This is a genomic window from Bacillus sp. 7705b (assembly GCF_002289525.1).
Classification (GTDB): domain Bacteria; phylum Bacillota; class Bacilli; order Bacillales; family Bacillaceae; genus Bacillus; species Bacillus halotolerans.
This window is the reverse complement of record NZ_NSDH01000003.1, coordinates 185436-202872: the sequence shown is the minus strand read 5'-3', so window position 1 is coordinate 202872 and position 17437 is coordinate 185436. Positions and strand designations below refer to the sequence as shown.

The 17437-nt window shown below is 47.6% G+C and carries 17 protein-coding genes; 3 read left to right on the top strand and 14 right to left on the bottom strand.

Annotated features, from left to right (window positions below):
- Nucleotides 1–67 precede the first annotated feature (67 nt).
- The 3 genes from licR to CJU60_RS01355 all read right to left on the bottom strand — a co-directional run bounded on the left by licR (nucleotide 68) and on the right by CJU60_RS01355 (nucleotide 2930).
- Nucleotides 68–1987, bottom strand: coding sequence for a transcriptional regulator LicR (licR, locus tag CJU60_RS01365; RefSeq protein ID WP_095712709.1), 1920 nt, complete (start codon nucleotides 1985–1987; stop codon nucleotides 68–70).
- A 165-nt stretch (nucleotides 1988–2152) separates the two neighbouring features.
- The gene (locus CJU60_RS01360; RefSeq protein WP_044159993.1) at nucleotides 2153–2311 is read right to left on the bottom strand and encodes a hypothetical protein; all 159 of its coding nucleotides are present in this window, start codon (nucleotides 2309–2311) and stop codon (nucleotides 2153–2155) included.
- 28 nt (nucleotides 2312–2339) lie between these two features.
- Nucleotides 2340–2930: a DNA-3-methyladenine glycosylase gene (locus CJU60_RS01355; RefSeq protein WP_095712708.1), complete on the bottom strand. Its 591-nt coding sequence runs from the start codon at nucleotides 2928–2930 to the stop codon at nucleotides 2340–2342.
- A 127-nt stretch (nucleotides 2931–3057) separates the two neighbouring features.
- Between CJU60_RS01355 and katX the strand changes: the two genes are divergently transcribed.
- Together katX and CJU60_RS01345 are read left to right on the top strand one after the other, a co-directional pair.
- Nucleotides 3058–4701, top strand: a complete 1644-nt coding sequence (gene katX, locus CJU60_RS01350) for a catalase KatX (RefSeq protein ID WP_095712707.1) — start codon at nucleotides 3058–3060, stop codon at nucleotides 4699–4701.
- A 98-nt stretch (nucleotides 4702–4799) separates the two neighbouring features.
- Nucleotides 4800–6002 carry an MFS transporter gene (locus tag CJU60_RS01345; protein ID WP_095712706.1) on the top strand — a complete coding sequence of 401 codons (1203 nt, stop codon included), beginning with the start codon at nucleotides 4800–4802 and terminating at the stop codon, nucleotides 6000–6002.
- On the opposite strand, the gene CJU60_RS01340 is transcribed toward CJU60_RS01345, so the two are convergent.
- From CJU60_RS01340 to sigY, 6 genes are read right to left on the bottom strand one after another with little or no spacing between them, the layout of a single operon-like run.
- Entirely contained in the window at nucleotides 5999–6775 is a 777-nt protein-coding gene (locus tag CJU60_RS01340) for an ABC transporter permease (protein WP_024123342.1), read from the bottom strand. The genes CJU60_RS01345 and CJU60_RS01340 overlap by 4 nt on opposite strands.
- Nucleotides 6772–7659 (bottom strand): ABC transporter ATP-binding protein, encoded by an 888-nt coding sequence (locus CJU60_RS01335; protein ID WP_095712705.1) that lies wholly within the window; start codon nucleotides 7657–7659, stop codon nucleotides 6772–6774. Before CJU60_RS01335 ends, CJU60_RS01340 begins: the two co-directional genes overlap by 4 nt.
- Nucleotides 7660–7665: 6 nt before the next feature.
- A complete protein-coding gene (gene yxlE / locus CJU60_RS01330) occupies nucleotides 7666–7854 on the bottom strand; it encodes a sigma Y negative regulator YxlE (protein WP_024123344.1) in 189 nt (62 codons plus the stop codon).
- Complete coding sequence (locus CJU60_RS01325) at nucleotides 7854–8057, bottom strand: transcriptional regulator (RefSeq protein WP_095712704.1); 204 nt, start codon at nucleotides 8055–8057, stop codon at nucleotides 7854–7856. Before CJU60_RS01325 ends, yxlE begins: the two co-directional genes overlap by 1 nt.
- Nucleotides 8057–8374: a YxlC family protein gene (locus tag CJU60_RS01320; RefSeq protein ID WP_095712703.1), complete on the bottom strand. Its 318-nt coding sequence runs from the start codon at nucleotides 8372–8374 to the stop codon at nucleotides 8057–8059. The genes CJU60_RS01325 and CJU60_RS01320 overlap by 1 nt, the downstream gene beginning before the upstream one ends.
- The gene (gene sigY / locus CJU60_RS01315) at nucleotides 8367–8903 is read right to left on the bottom strand and encodes an RNA polymerase sigma factor SigY (protein ID WP_095712702.1); all 537 of its coding nucleotides are present in this window, start codon (nucleotides 8901–8903) and stop codon (nucleotides 8367–8369) included. The genes CJU60_RS01320 and sigY overlap by 8 nt, the downstream gene beginning before the upstream one ends.
- 213 nt (nucleotides 8904–9116) lie before the next feature.
- Here sigY and CJU60_RS01310 point away from each other — a divergent pair, with 213 nt between their 5' ends.
- Entirely contained in the window at nucleotides 9117–10490 is a 1374-nt protein-coding gene (locus CJU60_RS01310) for a purine-cytosine permease family protein (RefSeq protein WP_095712701.1), read from the top strand.
- A 12-nt stretch (nucleotides 10491–10502) separates the two neighbouring features.
- On the opposite strand, the gene CJU60_RS01305 is transcribed toward CJU60_RS01310, so the two are convergent.
- The 5 genes from CJU60_RS01305 to cydA form a co-directional block, all read right to left on the bottom strand.
- On the bottom strand, nucleotides 10503–11333 hold the full coding sequence (locus tag CJU60_RS01305) for an NAD(P)H-hydrate dehydratase (RefSeq protein WP_095712700.1): 831 nt from the start codon (nucleotides 11331–11333) through the stop codon (nucleotides 10503–10505).
- 85 nt (nucleotides 11334–11418) lie between these two features.
- Complete coding sequence (gene cydC, locus CJU60_RS01300; RefSeq protein ID WP_095712699.1) at nucleotides 11419–13146, bottom strand: thiol reductant ABC exporter subunit CydC; 1728 nt, start codon at nucleotides 13144–13146, stop codon at nucleotides 11419–11421.
- Nucleotides 13143–14846 carry a thiol reductant ABC exporter subunit CydD gene (gene cydD / locus CJU60_RS01295; RefSeq protein WP_095712698.1) on the bottom strand — a complete coding sequence of 568 codons (1704 nt, stop codon included), beginning with the start codon at nucleotides 14844–14846 and terminating at the stop codon, nucleotides 13143–13145. The genes cydC and cydD overlap by 4 nt, the downstream gene beginning before the upstream one ends.
- Nucleotides 14846–15862, bottom strand: a complete 1017-nt coding sequence (gene cydB / locus CJU60_RS01290; RefSeq protein WP_095712697.1) for a cytochrome d ubiquinol oxidase subunit II — start codon at nucleotides 15860–15862, stop codon at nucleotides 14846–14848. The genes cydD and cydB overlap by 1 nt, the downstream gene beginning before the upstream one ends.
- Nucleotides 15846–17252: a cytochrome ubiquinol oxidase subunit I gene (gene cydA / locus CJU60_RS01285; protein ID WP_095712696.1), complete on the bottom strand. Its 1407-nt coding sequence runs from the start codon at nucleotides 17250–17252 to the stop codon at nucleotides 15846–15848. Before cydA ends, cydB begins: the two co-directional genes overlap by 17 nt.
- Nucleotides 17253–17437 lie beyond the last annotated feature (185 nt).

The following is a 17437-nucleotide window of genomic DNA, read 5'->3' as shown; positions in this document are numbered from 1 at the left end:
ATCGCTTTCATAAACACTCAAGGTTTTTCCGCAGGAAACGGAAAAAAGGTATATCCAGGCTGTCAGTTTATCGTTTTTTGTCAAACACATCGGAGAGCTCTTGGTACGTGCGGCTTTTTAACAGCTGGCTTACCGCTGCCGGATCATCCAAAATGCTGCCGAGCAGTTTATACATGCTTTGCAAATCCGCTTTGTTTTCCTTTTCGACACAAAGCAGGCAAACAAATTGAACCCGTTTATTCTCCCAGTCTATCGGCTTTTTGAGCGTACAGACGGCCCAAAATGTCGTTTGCGTCTGCGGGACGAGCGGGTGCGGAATGGCCACGAGGTTGCCGAAGCACGTTGGCGACATCTCTTCTCTATCAAATATAGAATCTATGATTTCCTTATTCGCATAGCCGCCGTCCACTGCTTTCTGACCTAAAAATTGAATCACCTCTTCTTTCGAACGCAGATCCTTCTGGAAAAAAACGAGATCCTTTTTGAGATAGCTGACAGCTTTTTCTTTCTCATCATTCAGGATGGATTCTATTTTTGTAAAATCGGTTCCGCCTAAGATGGTGTTTACCTTTAGTACAGGCACAGGGAGTTCTTTTTTGATCGGAATGGTGCTGACCACAAAATCAATCGATTCATAAGACAACTGGTCAAGACTGTAATATTCAGCCGTGCCGAGAATATCGATCCGTTTGCCGAAGTGGGAGCGAAGTTTTTCCCTCAGAAGCTGGGCGCTTCCCGCACCTGACGCACAAACGATGATGCAGCGCTTAGGCGGGCTTTCTGTTTTCTTCCGTTCAATTGCGGCGCCGAAGTGCAGCGCTAAATAACCGACTTCATTTTCATGAATATCGATGCCCGTTTTTTCTTTTATGACGATTCCGGCGATGATTCCGGCCTCAAAGGCGAGAGGATAATTTTCTTTGATCGCTGCCAGCATCGGATTTCTCAGATTCATGCCATACCGGTTGCGGGTGATCGCGGGTTTTACATGCAGTGCCAAGCCAATTTTCAGCTCTTGATCATGCAGGATGCCGAGCTTTAATTCTCGGTCGACCGCTTCGATCATGGCGGCAGTCAGCCGATCTGTTTCTTCATCGATTGAAAATTCGCCTTCTCCGCACTGCGGCTGTGTCATTCGTTTCGTGCCGAGAAGATGCATGGCGATATAAGCCGTTTCATTTTCCGGAAACGTGACGCTAAGGGCTGATTCCAGTTCTTTCACAATGGCTTCAGCAGCCTGGTATTCTTTTTGATGCAGAATGTGATCCATATCTTCCGGGAAAAGAGAAACATAGTGTTCCGTTCTGATCCGCTTACAGGCGATGGCGATATGAATGATGAGGTTATTCAATCCAAGGTTAGACAGAGGAATCCGGTCGTTTTTAATCTTTCTCATAATCACAGAATGGATGATCTCAATTTCTTCCTTTGGCAAAATATCAGCCTTTTCATTCAGAAAATCAATTTCTGTTTCTCTTTCATCAACAATGTACTCCGCCATACAGTACCTCATCTGCACCTCGTCTCCGCGCAGCTTGAAGCCGTAATTCGGGCGTGTTTCCATGACAATGCGGTAAGGAAGCAGCCGTTTCTTCACTTCCTTTAAATCGGTTTGGAGTGTAGATTTTGAGATAAAAAGTTCTTCGGCCAGCTCATCCAGCTTGAGATAATGATCCGCCAGCAGCAGCCGTTTCATGAGATATGTAATCCTCTCCTCGGGAAATACCGGCAGCCCCTTTTTCTGCTGAAACACGTCTTGCAGCAGCGTTCTAAAGGTCTGCTCGTCATGAATGCGCAGCTTGTATCCCGAGCCTCTTACCGATTGAACCGAGGCACCATGGCCGCTTATCACATCTTGGAGTTCCTTTATATCATTGCGGACCGTCCGCGTCGTCACATGTAAATGTGCGGCAAATACCGAGCTTGTCACCGGAACTTCAGCCGCCATCAATAAACGCAGAATTTCACGAAGTCGCCCATGCAGCATGAGAAAAACCTCCTATCAAGATAGATGCAGGAATTACATAAGTAGGCAGAAAGGATGTGGTGAAGGGAAAGCGAAATGTATATAAATTCTATAATGGCGAGAAATGCAAGTCAATGAACATCCGGAGGACAAGAGGGAAAACAGACCCATAAAAAACAGCCGGGATCAGCCGGCTGTTCGGGATGCGGACATGTTCTTTTGTTTAGACGCCTTGCGGTCCTTCATGATTTTTCGAACAACCGGGTAAATGACCGGCGCCCATTTGATAACGGTTTTGATCATTTTTTTCAAAGCTCCGATTCTCCCTTCTTTTTTCTCAACCATTCCCCTGATTCCCCTTTGTTTAAACATGCTAACGCGACACGTACCTGTTTCCCGTCACCCAGAAACGCCACGGATAATCGCGCGCCTCTCCGCTGTTGTCGATGCCGATGCGCGGGCCGGTTGACATGTCTTCCGGTGTGTACCCGCTTTCAATGTAAAGCGGCTGTTCCGTGATCCAGCGTCCGTAGTCATTCATCGTGACGCCAAGCGCTTTCGTTAACTTTCCGGGACCATTTGTCCATTCTCTCGGACGCCGGCCCGGCCTTCTTTCCTCCATTAACAGCTGGCCTTCATGAGGCTCAATCGCCCTGATCAATACCGCTTGCGGAACATCCTCTTCTGCGGCAACGACGTTCAGCAATGTATGAGTGTGCATCACATACGTATACACACGGCCAGCTTCAGCAAACATAATCTCAGTCCGCTTCGTCCGGCGGTTGTTAAAGCTGTGGGCTGCTCTGTCCCCGGCTCCCATATAGGCCTCTGTTTCCACAATAAAACCTGAAGCTGTCCCTTCATCCGTTTCCTTTACCAAAAGACAGCCGAGAAGAGAAGGAGCCAGTTCTAGGGCCGTTTTTTGATAAAACGTGATGGGCAGCGTATTTCTTTTTCTGGTCACGAATGTCGTACTCTCCTTTTTTCGTTTTGGTAATTGTACCATTCCCGAAGCAGCTAAAAAAAAACTTCAGTTTTAAAATTCTTCCATTAAGGGAATATTGTTACCGTTCAAAAAGGAGGCTCAACCAATGAAAGATGATCATCAAAAAGAGTATCACGGCACAAATGTCGAAGGCAGTGAGGATGCACTTTCTCATAAGACATCCGGAAAAAACGAGTCAGAGGATACCTTGACGAACAGACAGGGGCATCCTGTCACCGACAACCAGAATGTGAGGACGGTCGGGAACAGAGGGCCGACAACGCTGGAAAATTACGATTTTCTCGAAAAAATCAGCCACTTTGACAGGGAACGCATTCCCGAACGTGTTGTGCATGCCAGGGGTGCAGGCGCACACGGATATTTCGAAGCCTATGGCAGTTTTGGAGACGAGCCGATTTCAAAGTACACACGAGCGAAGCTTTTTCAGGAAAAAGGCAAGAAAACGCCGGCATTTGTCCGTTTTTCCACGGTGAATCACGGAAAACATTCACCTGAAACATTACGGGACCCGCGCGGTTTTGCCGTTAAGCTTTATACTGAAGACGGAAACTGGGATTTGGTCGGGAACAACCTGAAAATCTTTTTTATTCGCGATCCGCTGAAATTCCCGGATCTTGTACACGCGTTTCAGCCTGATCCGGTGACCAATATCCAAGATGGTGAACGTATTTTCGACTTCATTTCTCAATCTCCTGAAGCGACACATATGATCACGTTCTTGTTTTCGCCTTGGGGCATTCCGGCCAACTACCGGCAGATGCAGGGTTCAGGCGTTCATGCCTACAAATGGGTGAATGAGGAAGGCAAGGCCGTTCTTGTGAAATACCATTTTGAACCGAAACAGGGCATCCGCAACCTGACACAGAAGGAAGCAGAAAAGATTCAGGGGAAAAACTTCAACCACGCGACACAGGATTTGTATGAAGCTATTGAAAACGGCGATTATCCGGAGTGGGAGGTGTATGCCCAAATCATGAGTGATGACGAGCATCCGGAGCTCGACTTTGATCCGCTTGATCCGACTAAGCTGTGGTATAAAGAGGACTTTCCGTGGAAGCCGATCGGCAAATTAGTGTTAAACAAAAACCCTGAGAATTACCATTCTGAAGTAGAACAGGCTTCATTCGGCACAGGGGTCCTTGTCGACGGACTTGATTTTTCTGATGACAAATTGCTTCAAGGACGGACGTTTGCCTATTCCGATACGCAGCGGTACAGAGTTGGCGCAAACTACCTGCAGCTGCCAATCAACTCACCGAAAAAACACGTCGCGACCAACCAGCAAGGGGGGCAAATGCAATACCGCGTGGATATCGGCGAAGGTCAAAATCCGCATGTCAACTATGAACCGTCGATTATGGGCGGGCTGAAGGAAGCGAAGCAAGATGGTAAAGACCACACCCCGCATGTCGAAGGTAACCTGAAGCGGGAAACGATCGACAGAACGAACAATTTCGGACAAGCCGGTGAAACGTACCGGAGATTTACTGAGTTTGAGCGTACTGAACTCATCACAAATCTGGTCAATACGCTTTCAACCTGCAGAAAAGAAATTCAGGAGCAAATGATTGAGAATTTCACAAAAGCCGATCCGGACTACGGAAAACGCGTGGCGGAAGGGCTGAAAAAGGCTTCAGAAAATAACAGCAACGGACCGGTTGGCACGACAGAAACGGCTCAAGCCGCCGAGCAGGCTGAACAGGAAAGCCATCCGTCTGATCCGTATTAACACCAAGAACAGGACTTTTTGAAGTCCTGTTTTTTCATTTCTCTATTGAAACGTTTCCACAAATTGTGTTGTACTGGAAGGAAAGAGGTGGTGAGAGCATGGAAATTCAGCAGCCGCTGATTCCTCAGCAAAAAACAATCGGCACTTTAGATCACGCCGTTTTCTTATGCATGGTATTTTGTTTTTGGTTTTCGGGCTATATTTACGTTCCTGTTTTCAGCCTGTATTTGGAGGATCTGCACTTTTCATACGGAGCGATCGGCATGATTCTCGGAAGCTACGGGGTGACCCAAATCCTGCTGCGGTTCCCGCTTGGGCTTCTGTCAGAAATTCTATTTTCTCTGCGCAAGCCATTGTTAATCGCCGGCTTTGGATGTTCCATTCTCAGCAGCGTGCTTTTTCTTGCGTTTGATTCTTTTTTCTTCGTCCTGACCGCCCGGCTTCTCGCGGGGATTACAGCATCCATGTGGGTGATGGCGACGATTCTATACGCTCATTATTTCAAAGATGGCAGTGCCTCAAAAGCAATGGGCATCATGCAGTTTTTTACCGTCATGCCTCAGTTTGTCAGCATTGTGTTCTGCGGGCTTGCAGCAGCGCATTTAGGCAGGCAGGTTCCGTTTTGGATGGCACTGGCTGCCTCGTGCATCGGCCTTGTGATATGCTGCTTTATTAAAGATCCGTCCGTTTCTTCTGGGCAACGTAAGTCTCTCCGTATAACGCAACACATCAAAGACACATTGCGGCTGCCGAAGCTGAAGATTTTCACGATTCTATCTATGACTGCACATGCCGTGCTATTTATGACGGTGTTTGGTTTTACGCCGCTTTACACGAACCAGCTCGGAATGGGAGACATCGAACTGCTTTGGGTGATGACCGCCTTTTTTCTCCCTCATGCAGCGGCTACCCTGAGCTTTTTGTTTTTGCGTTTTACCGAAAGAATCGCCTATGGCACCATGCTGATCTGTTTTGCTGTCATTGGAGTCTGTTTGATGTTCGTTCCTTTTTCAGCTTCATTGCTCACAGTTTGCATGACCCATGCTTTCATCGGTCTGGCGCTTGGCTTTGTGTTTCCCCTATTGTTAAGCCGGGTCGTCGATATCAGTTCAGCGCGTTTAAAAATGTCAGCCATGGGATTTTATCAATCGTTTTATGCGCTGGGCATCTTTACCGGCCCCCTTCTCGCCGGAAAAATCGCACAGATTTTCGGTTTGGCCGAGGTATTTTATGGAGCCGGATTGATGGCATTGGCCGCTTTGATGATGATGCTGGCCACAAAGCGAAAACTGATCAGTTAATAGCTTTCATACCGGCGGAAGCGCCACACAGAAAAAACGGCCAGAAGCATGATGCACAGAATGGAGAATGTGAGCGACCATCCGAAAAAGTCCGCCCGCTCTCCATGAAGCAGAATATGCTCTGCCTGCTTGCAAAGCTCAGCCGGCAGCCATTTCGCACCATCAGGAAAAAGCGAGACAGCAAAGGAAACGGCAGCCGTCAGCCCAATTCCGGCTGCCGCGGCTGCTCCGAGAGACCGAAACATCGTGCTTCCGGCAAGCCCTGCAGTAACAATAAACATCATCCAAAGAGAGTAGAGCCCGAGGCTTGCTGCAAAGCGGCTGAACGATGCGTGCTCAAACAATATCCGGACGTAATAATAAGCAAGTCCGTACCCAGCTGCAAACGACGCGATCCCGATCATGCTTTGGGTGATCCATTTGTTCAATATATACTGGGCTGCCGTCACTGGCCGCGACATAATCAGAGCCGTTACACCTTGATTTCTTTCATTCGCCACACTGCCCATGACACTGAAGATGATCAGCGCCATGCCAAGCGTGTTGAATTGGGAAAGCGTGCTCACCATCACCTCAGATCCGGAAGGCATGGTAAAACTGATTTTCATACCGTCTGGAAGGTTCCCCCCATGCGCAATGATTTCCGGCATATAATAAATGGTCAGCGGCTGTGTCAGCCCCACGATCATCATCGCAATGGGCAGCCAGATCAGCTTTCCGCTTCTCCAGCCTTCCAGCCATTCCTTTTGTAATAGCGTCATCATGACATTCATGCGTGCACCACCTTAAGATAGACGTCTTCGAGAGACTCTGTTTTCTGTTCAAAACGGGTGACTGTCAATCCCATTTGGATACAATCACTCAGCAATATCCTGCCAGAGCCTGTATCGCTTAGCTTAAATACAGCTTGGGACGGATTCATATAGACAACATCGGATATATAAGGCTTCTCTTCAAGCCAGCCCTTCAGTTTCTCTTTCACAGTAAGAGTGAAAACATTCGTTTGATGCTGTTCTTTGAGCTGCTGTAAAGCGCCTTTCCATGAAATCTCGCCGTTTTTCATGATCACGACTTGATCACACACCTGCTCCGCATCGTGCAAAACGTGAGTAGAAAACAAAACAGCCATATGTTTTTTCAGCTCCCGCATCATATCCAGCACCTCGATACGCCCTGAAGGGTCCAGGGCAGAAACCGGTTCATCCAAAATCAAAAGCTTCGGTTTATGAAGCAGAGCCTGAGCCAGACCGAGCCTTTGTTTCATGCCGCCAGAATAACCGCCGATTCTTTTGTTTGCCGCGTCCTGCAAACCGACAAACTCCAGCATTTCGCCTATTTTCTCTTGGCATTTTTTCTTTGAAAGGCCAGACAGTCTCCCGGCAAAGGTTAAAAATTCATTTGCCGTCATCCATGAATAAAAAGCCGGGTACTGCGGAAGGTAGCCGATCATACTGCGATCTGCTTTTTGCTCCCCGTACAGCTTGACCGTCCCGGAGGTGGGTGACAGCAGTCCGGACAGCATTTGAAGCGTTGTGGTTTTACCAGCCCCATTCGGTCCTAATAGAGCGACACACTCGTTCTCCTTGACTTGAAAGCTGACATTCCGTACAGCTTGATGATGCCGGTATGATTTGCATAATGACTCAATAGATAGCATGCTCGCTCACCTTTGCTTTCTGCCGACGGTAAAAAATAAAATCGGCCCAATAATATTGATGCATATAATCACTGCTGCCCACATCCATTTCGGCCCGTTTGTCCGCTCTTCTTTCACACAGCTGATCAGGGCAAACACTGCCAGCACGGCCTGTAACACAATCAGCGGTACAATCATTTCCCAAGAAATATTCATTAGCTGATCCTCCTATTTTTTCGGTCAGGCCTTATCACAAAAAAGTAATAGCAAATCAGAGGCATCGGCGCTTGAATCAGTCCGATAATTCCCCACACCCATGCCAGACGATCCCGTTTTTTCGCATCAATGAATAAAAAGATTCCCTGTGCCAATACAATCAGATAAGCAAACACAAAAATCGTCAAATCTATTTGGGACATCAGTGTTTCACCTCACGTTCGCCAAGGTATCGTTTTTTCTCAGCTGCAATCAAAATCGGCAGGACAGCCAGCGCACAGACCTGAAGCACGACAAAAGCAGCGGGAACTTGAGTAAATGCCAGAGTCGCCGCGCTTACCACCATCAGTGCAGAGAACACAAATAAGATAACTTCTTTCAGCACGCTTTTTCTTCGTGCGGCTTTCATTTGTGACAGCTGATCAAGCAATTCTTTTTGACTCGGTATATTCGGATTGGCGCATTGGTCAATTTTCTGCAATTCCGATTTTAAATGAACAGATTGCTTTTCTTTATTCATCAGTCCACTCCTTTCTGATTTGCTGGAGCCCTTTATGGACTCTGGACTTTACCGTGCCTTCTTTGATATGCAGCATCATTCCGATATCAGCATAGGTATAGCCGTAATAGTGCCTTAATAAAACGGGCGTGCGCAGCTTCGGGTCAAGCTGAGAAAAGAGATCAAGCGTCTCGCTCCACTCAGAGCCTTTCGTTGACACGTCCCACTTGATCTTGCGTATCGTTTCCTCTGTAACAGCCTGATTTCGTTTCCATTCTCTCTTTCTCTTTTTCTGGTGATCAAGGTAGAGTCTTGACGCGATAGAGATCAGCCAAGTGGAGAATTTGGATCGGCCTTGAAAACTCCCCAGATGGACGTATCCTTTCAGAAAGGTTTCCTGAACCAGATCCTCGCTGACGTCAGGGTGAAGGGAAAGCTTTAACAAGTATTTATATAGAAAAGAATAATAATGCTGAAAAAGGGCTGTAAACGCCTCGTCGCTTCCCTCTTTCGCCTGCTGAATCAATTGCTGTTCTTCATTTGTATCCAACGGCCGCGATCCCCCCTTTTTTTGTTATCTTGCCTTATGAGACGACACCGGATTCCAGAGCGTTCAACTTTTTTTATAATTCTTTTGATCTATTGACTTCACTGGCCTCTCATCAGTTTTCGTGAACTTCTAAATTTGTAAAGCGAAGTACAGTCTGTTAAGCTATGTTTTTATGTCTATTTCAAAATTTCATTATATATGGAGGACGATGCATTGAAAGTAGAAAGGCGAACGATTGAATATATTCCGAATGAAGAAAGACATGGTAAAGCAAAAGATTTATTTCCCGTATGGTTCGGGGCCAATATGCATATCACCACGTTAGTGACCGGTACTCTTCCCGTTGCAATGGGACTTAATCTGTTTTGGAGTGTTGCCGCTATTATTTGCGGAACCTTAATCGGTGCCATATTTATGGCTTCTCATTCCGCGCAAGGACCCCAGCTCGGCATCCCGCAAATGATTCAAAGCCGTGCCCAATTCGGCGTAATCGGAGCGATTCTTCCCCTCTTCTTAGTCATGTTTATCTACCTTGGTTTCTTCGCAAGCAGTACAATTCTGGCGGCCGGGACCTTAAGCAGCTTTGTTCCCATACCGGGATCATGGAGCATTATAGGCTTAAGCGCCGCATGTTTTTTACTCACCATTTTCGGTCATGATTTGATTCACAAAATGCAAAAAATCCTTTCTTGGACCTCTTTTGCCGTATTTTTTGCTGCAACGATACTCATTTTCCAATTACCGATTCCGGCAGGCAGCTGGATGCCCGGGACGGTCGACTTGCCCGTTTTCTTGGTGGCAGTCAGCGCCGTAGCAACTTGGCAGCTTGCCTATGCGCCTTATGTCGCCGATTATTCCAGATATCTGCCAATTAAAACACCGGCGTCCCAAACGTTTTGGTACAGCTATGCAGGAACATCTGTCAGCTCCATCTGGATGATGCTGCTCGGCGCGCTGCTGACCACGGCACTTCCTGATTTTACGACAAACTCAGGGACCCAGATTGTGCAATTGTTCGGTCCCTTCTCGTTCATTATGCTGATCATTGTTTTATTTGGCCAGATGGCGATTAATGTCTTTAACTTGTATGGAGCTTTTATGTCCACGACGACTACGCTTGAGCCGTTTCTGAAATTAAAAGTCACACCGAAAATCAGAATCATCATGATCCTTGGCGTCACCGTCGTCGGAACAGTCCTAAGCCTTCTCGGGCAAAGTAATTTTATGGAGCTGTTTTTGAATTTTATCTTTTTTATCAGTTATTTCTTAATTCCATGGACGGCGATCAATTTAGTGGATTACTACTTCGTCCGCCACGGGAACTATGAGGTCAAAGCGATGTTTGATGTCAACGGGCCATATGGAAGAGTCAATTGGATCACAACGATTGCTTTCATTCTGTCCATCTTGTTAGAAATTCCGTTTATCAATACATCCTTTTACATCGGGCCATTGGCAAAAATGTTTGGCGGCGGGGATATTGCATGGATTATCGGCTTAGCCGTGCCTTCTGTTCTATATTATGTACTCATGAAACCGCGCCTGAAAAAACGAGCGGCTTATCAAGAAAAGCTGTCTTCCCTATGAAGACAGCTTTTTTCATTCAAATCGTTTCCACACACGAGGCAACATGTCAGAGAGCTCGTGGGCGAGCAGCGTATGAGCTGAGTGTTCGTCAGTCCAAAGCTCGGCGCATGCACCGTGCAAGTATACGGCATTTAATACGGCATGTTTCGGGTCTTTGTGGCAGCAAAGCATGCCCAATATCATTCCCGTCAGTGTGTCGCCGGTTCCGCCTTTGGCGAGTGCCCCGTTTCCGGTCGGATTGCTCCAGCAGTCGCCATCGGGAAACGCGATGATGGTTTGATTTCCTTTTAACACGATCACCGTTTGCAGCTGAACCGCCCACTCCTTGGCATATTCTGCTCTTTTATTTTGTAAGTCTTTCACCGGAACCCCTGTCATTCGGGAAAATTCACCTGGATGCGGCGTAAGGATGACGGGCGCCTTCCGTTTCGGATACGTGCGCTTTGTCAGCGCCCCGGCATCCAAAATAACGGGGCAATCCTTCTCAAGGACATGATCAACGGCCTGCTGCACCCTCTCTGTTTGCGGAAGCCCCGAACCGATCGCAATTGCCCGGTACGTCTCTTCAAGGCCAGAGCCCGCCGCTTTTTCCCAGCCGTCACGCCAATACGTGGCCTCCGGCAGAACCGGAACGATCAGCGGGATCACGCTTTCAGACGTGCCGATGACAAGCTTGCCGAGACCGCTCCGCATGGCACCAAGCCCGGCTAAAAGCGCAGCGCCCGGCATGTCGTCGCTTCCCGCCAGCAGCAAAGCCGTACCGTACGTACCTTTATGGCTCGCTGCATCTCTTTCAGGGAGCGCAGCCCTTACATGCTCTTCCGTCCAAATCGGAACATTCATATCCATACCTCCTCTTATTATCTCTTCTTATTTTTCCTGCACTACTTCCTTTTCAAACAAAAAAGACAGCCCCAGAGGCTGTCTTTTATTTTACAGGAACGTCGAGGTGATAAAGACGGCGATACCGTTCGTTCGTCGCCAGCAGTTCCTCGTGTGTTCCTTCCATTTCTGTTTTTCCATTTTCAAGAAAGACGATTTTATCGGCTGCTTCCACTCCCGCCAAGTGATGCGTAATCCAAAGAATCGTTTTACCTTTCAGCACCTCAAACACGGTTTCCATCAGTTCGCGTTCCGTGATAGGGTCCAAGCCTACTGTAGGCTCATCAAGTATAATGATCGGCGTATCCTGCAGCAAAATCCGGGCGAGCGCGATCCGCTGCCGCTCTCCTCCTGAAAAACGGATTCCGGTTTCCTGAACTGAAGTATGATACCCGTCAGGCAGCGACTCAATGTAATCATGCAGCTTCACCTGCTTTGCGGCGCGGCGCACGTCCTCGTCGCTCGCCTTTCCGTTTCCCAGCCTGATGTTATTCAGAATACTTGTATCAAACAAGTGAGGCTTTTGATTTAACACAGCCACCGCATCAGCAATCTGGTCCTTTAAAAACGCCGTTTCCACTCCGTTTAACGTTACCGAGCCTGAGTCAGGATTCAATGCGCCCTCAATTAATGCGAGTGATGTTGATTTTCCTGAGCCGCTCCGGCCAAGCAGCGCCATTTTTTCTCCTTGGCGCAGCGTAAAGGAAAAATGGTTCAGTACTTGGCTGCTGTTGTCATAAGAAAACGTCACATCTCGAAACGCCAAGGTGACATCTTTGAGATCAAGCCTGTCAGCCGCAGACTCTGTTTGTGAAGCTTCAGGCTGAGGAGCCACCTTGTTCATTCTTCTGATAGAATCCTGATAACCCGGCACTTCGCCCAACGCATCAGAAAGCGGCAGAAAAGCTTCTGTCAGCGGGAACACAACAAGCACAAAGGCAGCAATCATCGTTTTGGCGAGTTCGCCATTTGCATGCTGCCCCGCCGTCCAAAACAGCATCAGCAAAATGAGGCCGGCGACAAGGCATTGCGCGGCGAAATCCCGCCATCTTGTAAAACGATGTTTTTTGCGTTCCAGCTCAAACCAAGCGTTTTCTTCTCTTTCATAGGAATCAATAAAAGCATGCCGGCGTCCGCTGAACATCCAGTCGCTGACCCCCATCACGGCATCTGTGAGACGGCTGTACAGCACATTTCGCCCGCTTTTCAGCTTGGCATTCTTCGCCCGCGTCACAAGCAAAGACACGACCGGAAACAGCACAACCAGAACAAACAAATAAAGCGCCAGCAAAATGGCAAACGGCCAAGAGAAAAAGCCAAGCGCAATCACTGAAACAGCATACAAAAGCAAGGCTGAGATGGCAGGGAAAATGGTTTTTAAGAAGGCATCCTGCAAATGCTCAATATCCTCAGACAAAATGCCGAGCATATCTCCCGTGCGAAAACGGGACCGCAGCATCAAAGCGCCAGGCTCAAGCATGTTGTAAAGGCGGACGCGCATGTCGGACACGATTTTCAAAATGATATGATGTCCGATCAGGCGCTCCACATAGCGTGACACAGACCGGGCGATCCCAAAGGTTCGAACGGCGACAATCGGCACATAAATGAGCAGGATGTTCTCCGGCCTTGTCGCCGCCTTTGAAATTAAAAACCCAGAAGTAAACATGAGAAAAGCAGCGGAAAAAATCGTTACCGCGCCCAAAAAGACAACAAGAACAAACAGACGGGCATTTTGCTTGATATACGGCAGAATCCATTCTTCTTTCTTCATGCTCTTTCCCCCAGTTGTGCCTTCACGAGTTTGGTGTACACACCGTTTTTCGACAGCAATTCATCGTGAGTCCCGATTTCTGCTACCCTGCCTCCGTCCAGCACGATAATTTCATCCATATCGAGCATCCAATGGAGGCGGTGTGTCGCGAGAAAGACGAGCTTGTCATCAAATAAATCCAGCATCGTTTCTTTTATTTCATATTCTGTTTCGATATCCAGATGGGCGGTCGGCTCATCCAGCAGCAGAATCGGGCGGTTACCCAAAAAAGCGCGGGCAAGCGCGACACGCTGAGCCTGACCGCCGCTGAGCGCCCGGCCGCCTTCTCCGATCCGTCCCTCTAATCCTTCAGGAAGGGTGTTTACAAACTCCGTCAATCCCGCTGAGGAAGCAGCGCGGGCTGTATCTTCAGCAGAAGCGCTTGGGTGATAAAACCGGATATTGTTCGCCAGCGTATCATCAAAAATATAAGGATGCTGCGGAATATAGAGCAGGTTTTTCTGCCAGTTCCCGTCCTGCAGATGCGAACGGCTTGAATTGTTCACACTGATAACACCGTCATCCGGCTCCAAAAATCCTCCGAGAATATCGATTAAAGTTGATTTTCCGGCACCGCTTGCTCCAATGATGCCGATTTTTTTCTTCCCTTTAAATGAAAGAGTAATATCAGACATCGCTCGGCCGGCTGAGACACCTGACAGCTTCAGTTCATCCTCATCGGACCATGTTTCAAGCTGAAGCGGTGCCTCTTCTTTGAATCCCGGCTGAGATAATATGTTTTGAATCGTCTTGCCCGCTTCCTGTCCATTAAGCGTCGCATGATAATCATTTCCCACTTCCCGCACCGGCAGAAAATATTCAGGTGCCAGAATAAGCGCTGTTAAAGCGGGGCCAAGCAAAATATCGCCGTCAATCAAACGCAAGCCTAAAAACACAGCAACTGTCGCCACCGACAGCATCGTGAAAAAATCGAGAGCAAATGAAGATAAAAACGCCACCCGCAGTGTGCTCATTGTCGCTTTGCGATACCGCTCACTGACGTGGAAAATGTTTTTGCTATGCGATTTGCTCAATCCTAAAAAACGCAAAGTCTCCAATCCGCGAAGAGAATCAACGAAATGGTTGGACAATGTCTGGTATGATTTCCACTGGCGATCCGCTTTTCGCTGTGCGACAAGGCCAAGAAGAATCATAAAAATAATCAGAATCGGCAGGGCCGCAACTAAAATAATCGCAGAAGTCCGATCCTGAAAAAACACGTAGATGACAACCGCAGCCGGCACAATCGCCATGCTGACCATTTTCGGCAAAAACAGCTCTAGATAGCGGCGGAATTGGCTGATGCCTTCCATCGCCAGCGTCACCATTTGCCCCGTCCCCTCTTTCTTTGCAAAGCGGGGGCCTAAGCGGAACAGCTGATCGAGAAATCTTTTCCTCAAATCAGCTCCCGTCCGGGCGGCATAATGATAGACGATTTTCTGACGCGCCACTGTCACCCCGTGCCGCGCGACAAAAGCGATGAGGAAAAAGCCGATCACCGGAAACAGGGAGGCAATGCTCTTCCCGTTGAAAAGCCCGGTTACAGCTTCACTCAGCCACTCTGCCTGCATGATAATAGCGGCTGTCTGAATCAGCGTTAAGCAAGTAATCACGGTGAGAATCCGCTTCATTCCTTTATATCGAAACAGGTCTTTTCCCATTAATAAGTCATAGGCTCCTTATGACTGACGCGCTTCCGGAAGACATAATAGCTCCAGATCTGGCTGCCGATTACAAACGGCAATAGCGTTAATGCTGCAATTGACATGACTTTTAGCGAATAATCACCGGAAGAAGCGTTAGCTACTGTTAAATCGAACGCGCTTTGAATCGAGCTGACCATCACCCGAGGGAATAATGAAATGAAAATCATTCCTACGGTCAGAGCAAGCCCCGCGCCTGTCATCGCAAATGTCCAGCCGTCTTTTTTCTTGCGGATGAATAAAGCTGCAAGCATAAAGCAGATGACAGTTAAAACAACAAGCGGTATTGTAATCTCGCCGCGGCGTGTAAACATGTCTGTCTCATAAGCAGAAAGGGCCGCGAAAGCAAGCACCGCCACAAAAACAACACCCATTATCTTTTGCGCCATTTGTCGGGCGCGCTGCTGCAAATCACCAATCGTACGCAGCGTGATGAACATTAATCCATGCTGGAAGCAAAGAAGTGTTACGGTCACGCCGCCTAGTACAGAATATACATTTATATAATCAGATAAGTGCGCGTGAATGTTCATATCGGCATCAATCGGCATACCGCGGAATAATGTCGTAAATAACACACCGAGCACAAACGGAGGAATCAGACTGCCGAAGAAAACCACCCAGTCCCAAACCTTTACCCATTTCAAATGATCAACCTTGCCGCGGAATTCAAACGCGACCCCGCGGCCCATTAACGCAAGCAGCACAATGACAAACGGAATGTAATAACCGCTCAGCATCGTTGCATACCAGTTTGGAAACGCCGCGAAGATAGCACCCGCACCAGTCAAAAGCCATACTTCATTCGCGTCCCAGAACGGTCCGATCGTGTTGATCAGCACTCTGCGCTCTAATTCATTATGGCCAAGAAAACGGGTCGCCATGCCGACCCCAAAATCAAAGCCTTCCAAAAAGAAGAAACCTACAAACAATACAGCAACGAGTATAAACCAAAGATCATGAAGAGATGCCATGGTATACCTCCTGACTAAATGGATCTGTTGATACAGGAACATCATGATGATCATCATGCTCCGCGCCTTTTTTAATTTCACGGATGAACAAGAAGACGAGCAATGCGCCCAAAATCATATACATCACACCGAACGCGATGATTGAGAATAACAGGGAGCCCGCCGTTACGTTAGGCGACACGGATTGAGCCGTTGTCATTAAACCCATGACCGTCCAAGGCTGACGCCCGATTTCTGTCATAATCCAGCCCGCAGAGTTTGCAATAAACGGGAAGGAAATCAATGCGATCATGATGCGCAAATACCATTTGCTGTTTTCCAGCTTTTTGCGGCGGTTTAGCCAAAGGCCGCCTAACGCAGCAAGAATCATGACAACACCTGCTCCAACCATAATGCGGAAACTCCAGAACGTCGTTTTGACAGGCGGAATATAGTCGCCTTTTCCGTACACTTTTTCGTACTCTGCCTGAAGTGTTTGCATTCCTTTGACACTGCCGCTGAATTTTTGATAAGCCAGATAGCTCAATGCGTAAGGAACTTTGATTTCATTAGAGCTCTTTTCATTTTTCGTATCAATTGTGGCAAAGGCCGTCCAAGCGGCAGGGTCGCCGCTGTCTTCCCAAAGCCCTTCACTGGCAGCCATTTTCATTGGCTGTGACTCCATCAAGTGTTCAGCCTGCATGTGTCCGCTAAGACCGACGCCAAGGCCTGCACAAAGCCCGACAATCATTGCGAGTTTGAAAGATTGTTTAAAGAATGGCACTTCTTTTTTCTTTAATAGTTTAAAAGCACTGACACCGGCGATAAAGAAAGCCCCGGTGGCAAGCGCACCGAAAATGACGTGCGGGAATTCAACCCAAAGCTGCGGATTTGTAATCAGCGCGCCAAAGTCATTCATTTCCGCGCGGCCGTTTTTGATCGTAAAGCCGACCGGCTCCTGCATAAAGGAGTTCGCTGTTAAGATCCAGAAAGACGACATAATCGTTCCGAATGACACGAGCCAAATGCAGAGCGCATGAATTTTTTTAGGCAGGCGGTCCCACCCGAAAATCCATAATCCGATAAAAATAGATTCCATGAAAAACGCCAATAATGCTTCAATCGCAAGCGGCGCGCCAAATACATCTCCGACAAAACGGGAATAATCAGACCAGTTCAGTCCAAACTGGAATTCTTGTAAAATCCCCGTAACAACACCGACTGCGAAATTTATTAAGAATAAGTGTCCCCAAAACTTCGCCATTTTGAGGTACAGCTCATTTTTCTTCACAAGATAAAGAGTCTCCATCAATGCAACCATAAACACAAGCCCGATAGACATTGGCACAAACAAGAAATGAAACAACGTTGTTGATGCAAATTGAATGCGGGCTAATACTAATTCACTCATGCTTTATCCTCCATTTCCGGTTGAGAATGTTATATTGTTCACTACTTCACAAGCAGAACCGAAACTTTGATCAGTATTTCACAAAATAAACGAAAAAAATATTGTTCAATATTTCACAAATACGTCAAAAAATCGTCCAATATGATTCAAGATTGCCAGACTGACGAATGGCACGATCTCTATAT

Coding starts and splice junctions, on each gene's coding strand:
- katX (WP_095712707.1), top strand. CDS start 3,058: ATGAAAGATGATCATCAAAAAGAGTATCACGGCACAAATGTCGAAGGC.
- yxlE (WP_024123344.1), bottom strand. CDS start 7,854: ATGAATATTTCTTGGGAAATGATTGTACCGCTGATTGTGTTACAGGCC.
- CJU60_RS01320 (WP_095712703.1), bottom strand. CDS start 8,374: ATGAATAAAGAAAAGCAATCTGTTCATTTAAAATCGGAATTGCAGAAA.
- CJU60_RS01335 (WP_095712705.1), bottom strand. CDS start 7,659: ATGCTATCTATTGAGTCATTATGCAAATCATACCGGCATCATCAAGCT.
- CJU60_RS01325 (WP_095712704.1), bottom strand. CDS start 8,057: ATGTCCCAAATAGATTTGACGATTTTTGTGTTTGCTTATCTGATTGTA.
- cydC (WP_095712699.1), bottom strand. CDS start 13,146: ATGAAGAAAGAAGAATGGATTCTGCCGTATATCAAGCAAAATGCCCGT.
- licR (WP_095712709.1), bottom strand. CDS start 1,987: ATGCTGCATGGGCGACTTCGTGAAATTCTGCGTTTATTGATGGCGGCT.
- cydB (WP_095712697.1), bottom strand. CDS start 15,862: ATGGCATCTCTTCATGATCTTTGGTTTATACTCGTTGCTGTATTGTTT.
- CJU60_RS01305 (WP_095712700.1), bottom strand. CDS start 11,333: ATGAATGTTCCGATTTGGACGGAAGAGCATGTAAGGGCTGCGCTCCCT.
- CJU60_RS01345 (WP_095712706.1), top strand. CDS start 4,800: ATGGAAATTCAGCAGCCGCTGATTCCTCAGCAAAAAACAATCGGCACT.
- cydD (WP_095712698.1), bottom strand. CDS start 14,846: ATGGGAAAAGACCTGTTTCGATATAAAGGAATGAAGCGGATTCTCACC.
- cydA (WP_095712696.1), bottom strand. CDS start 17,252: ATGAGTGAATTAGTATTAGCCCGCATTCAATTTGCATCAACAACGTTG.
- CJU60_RS01360 (WP_044159993.1), bottom strand. CDS start 2,311: ATGGTTGAGAAAAAAGAAGGGAGAATCGGAGCTTTGAAAAAAATGATC.
- CJU60_RS01340 (WP_024123342.1), bottom strand. CDS start 6,775: ATGAATGTCATGATGACGCTATTACAAAAGGAATGGCTGGAAGGCTGG.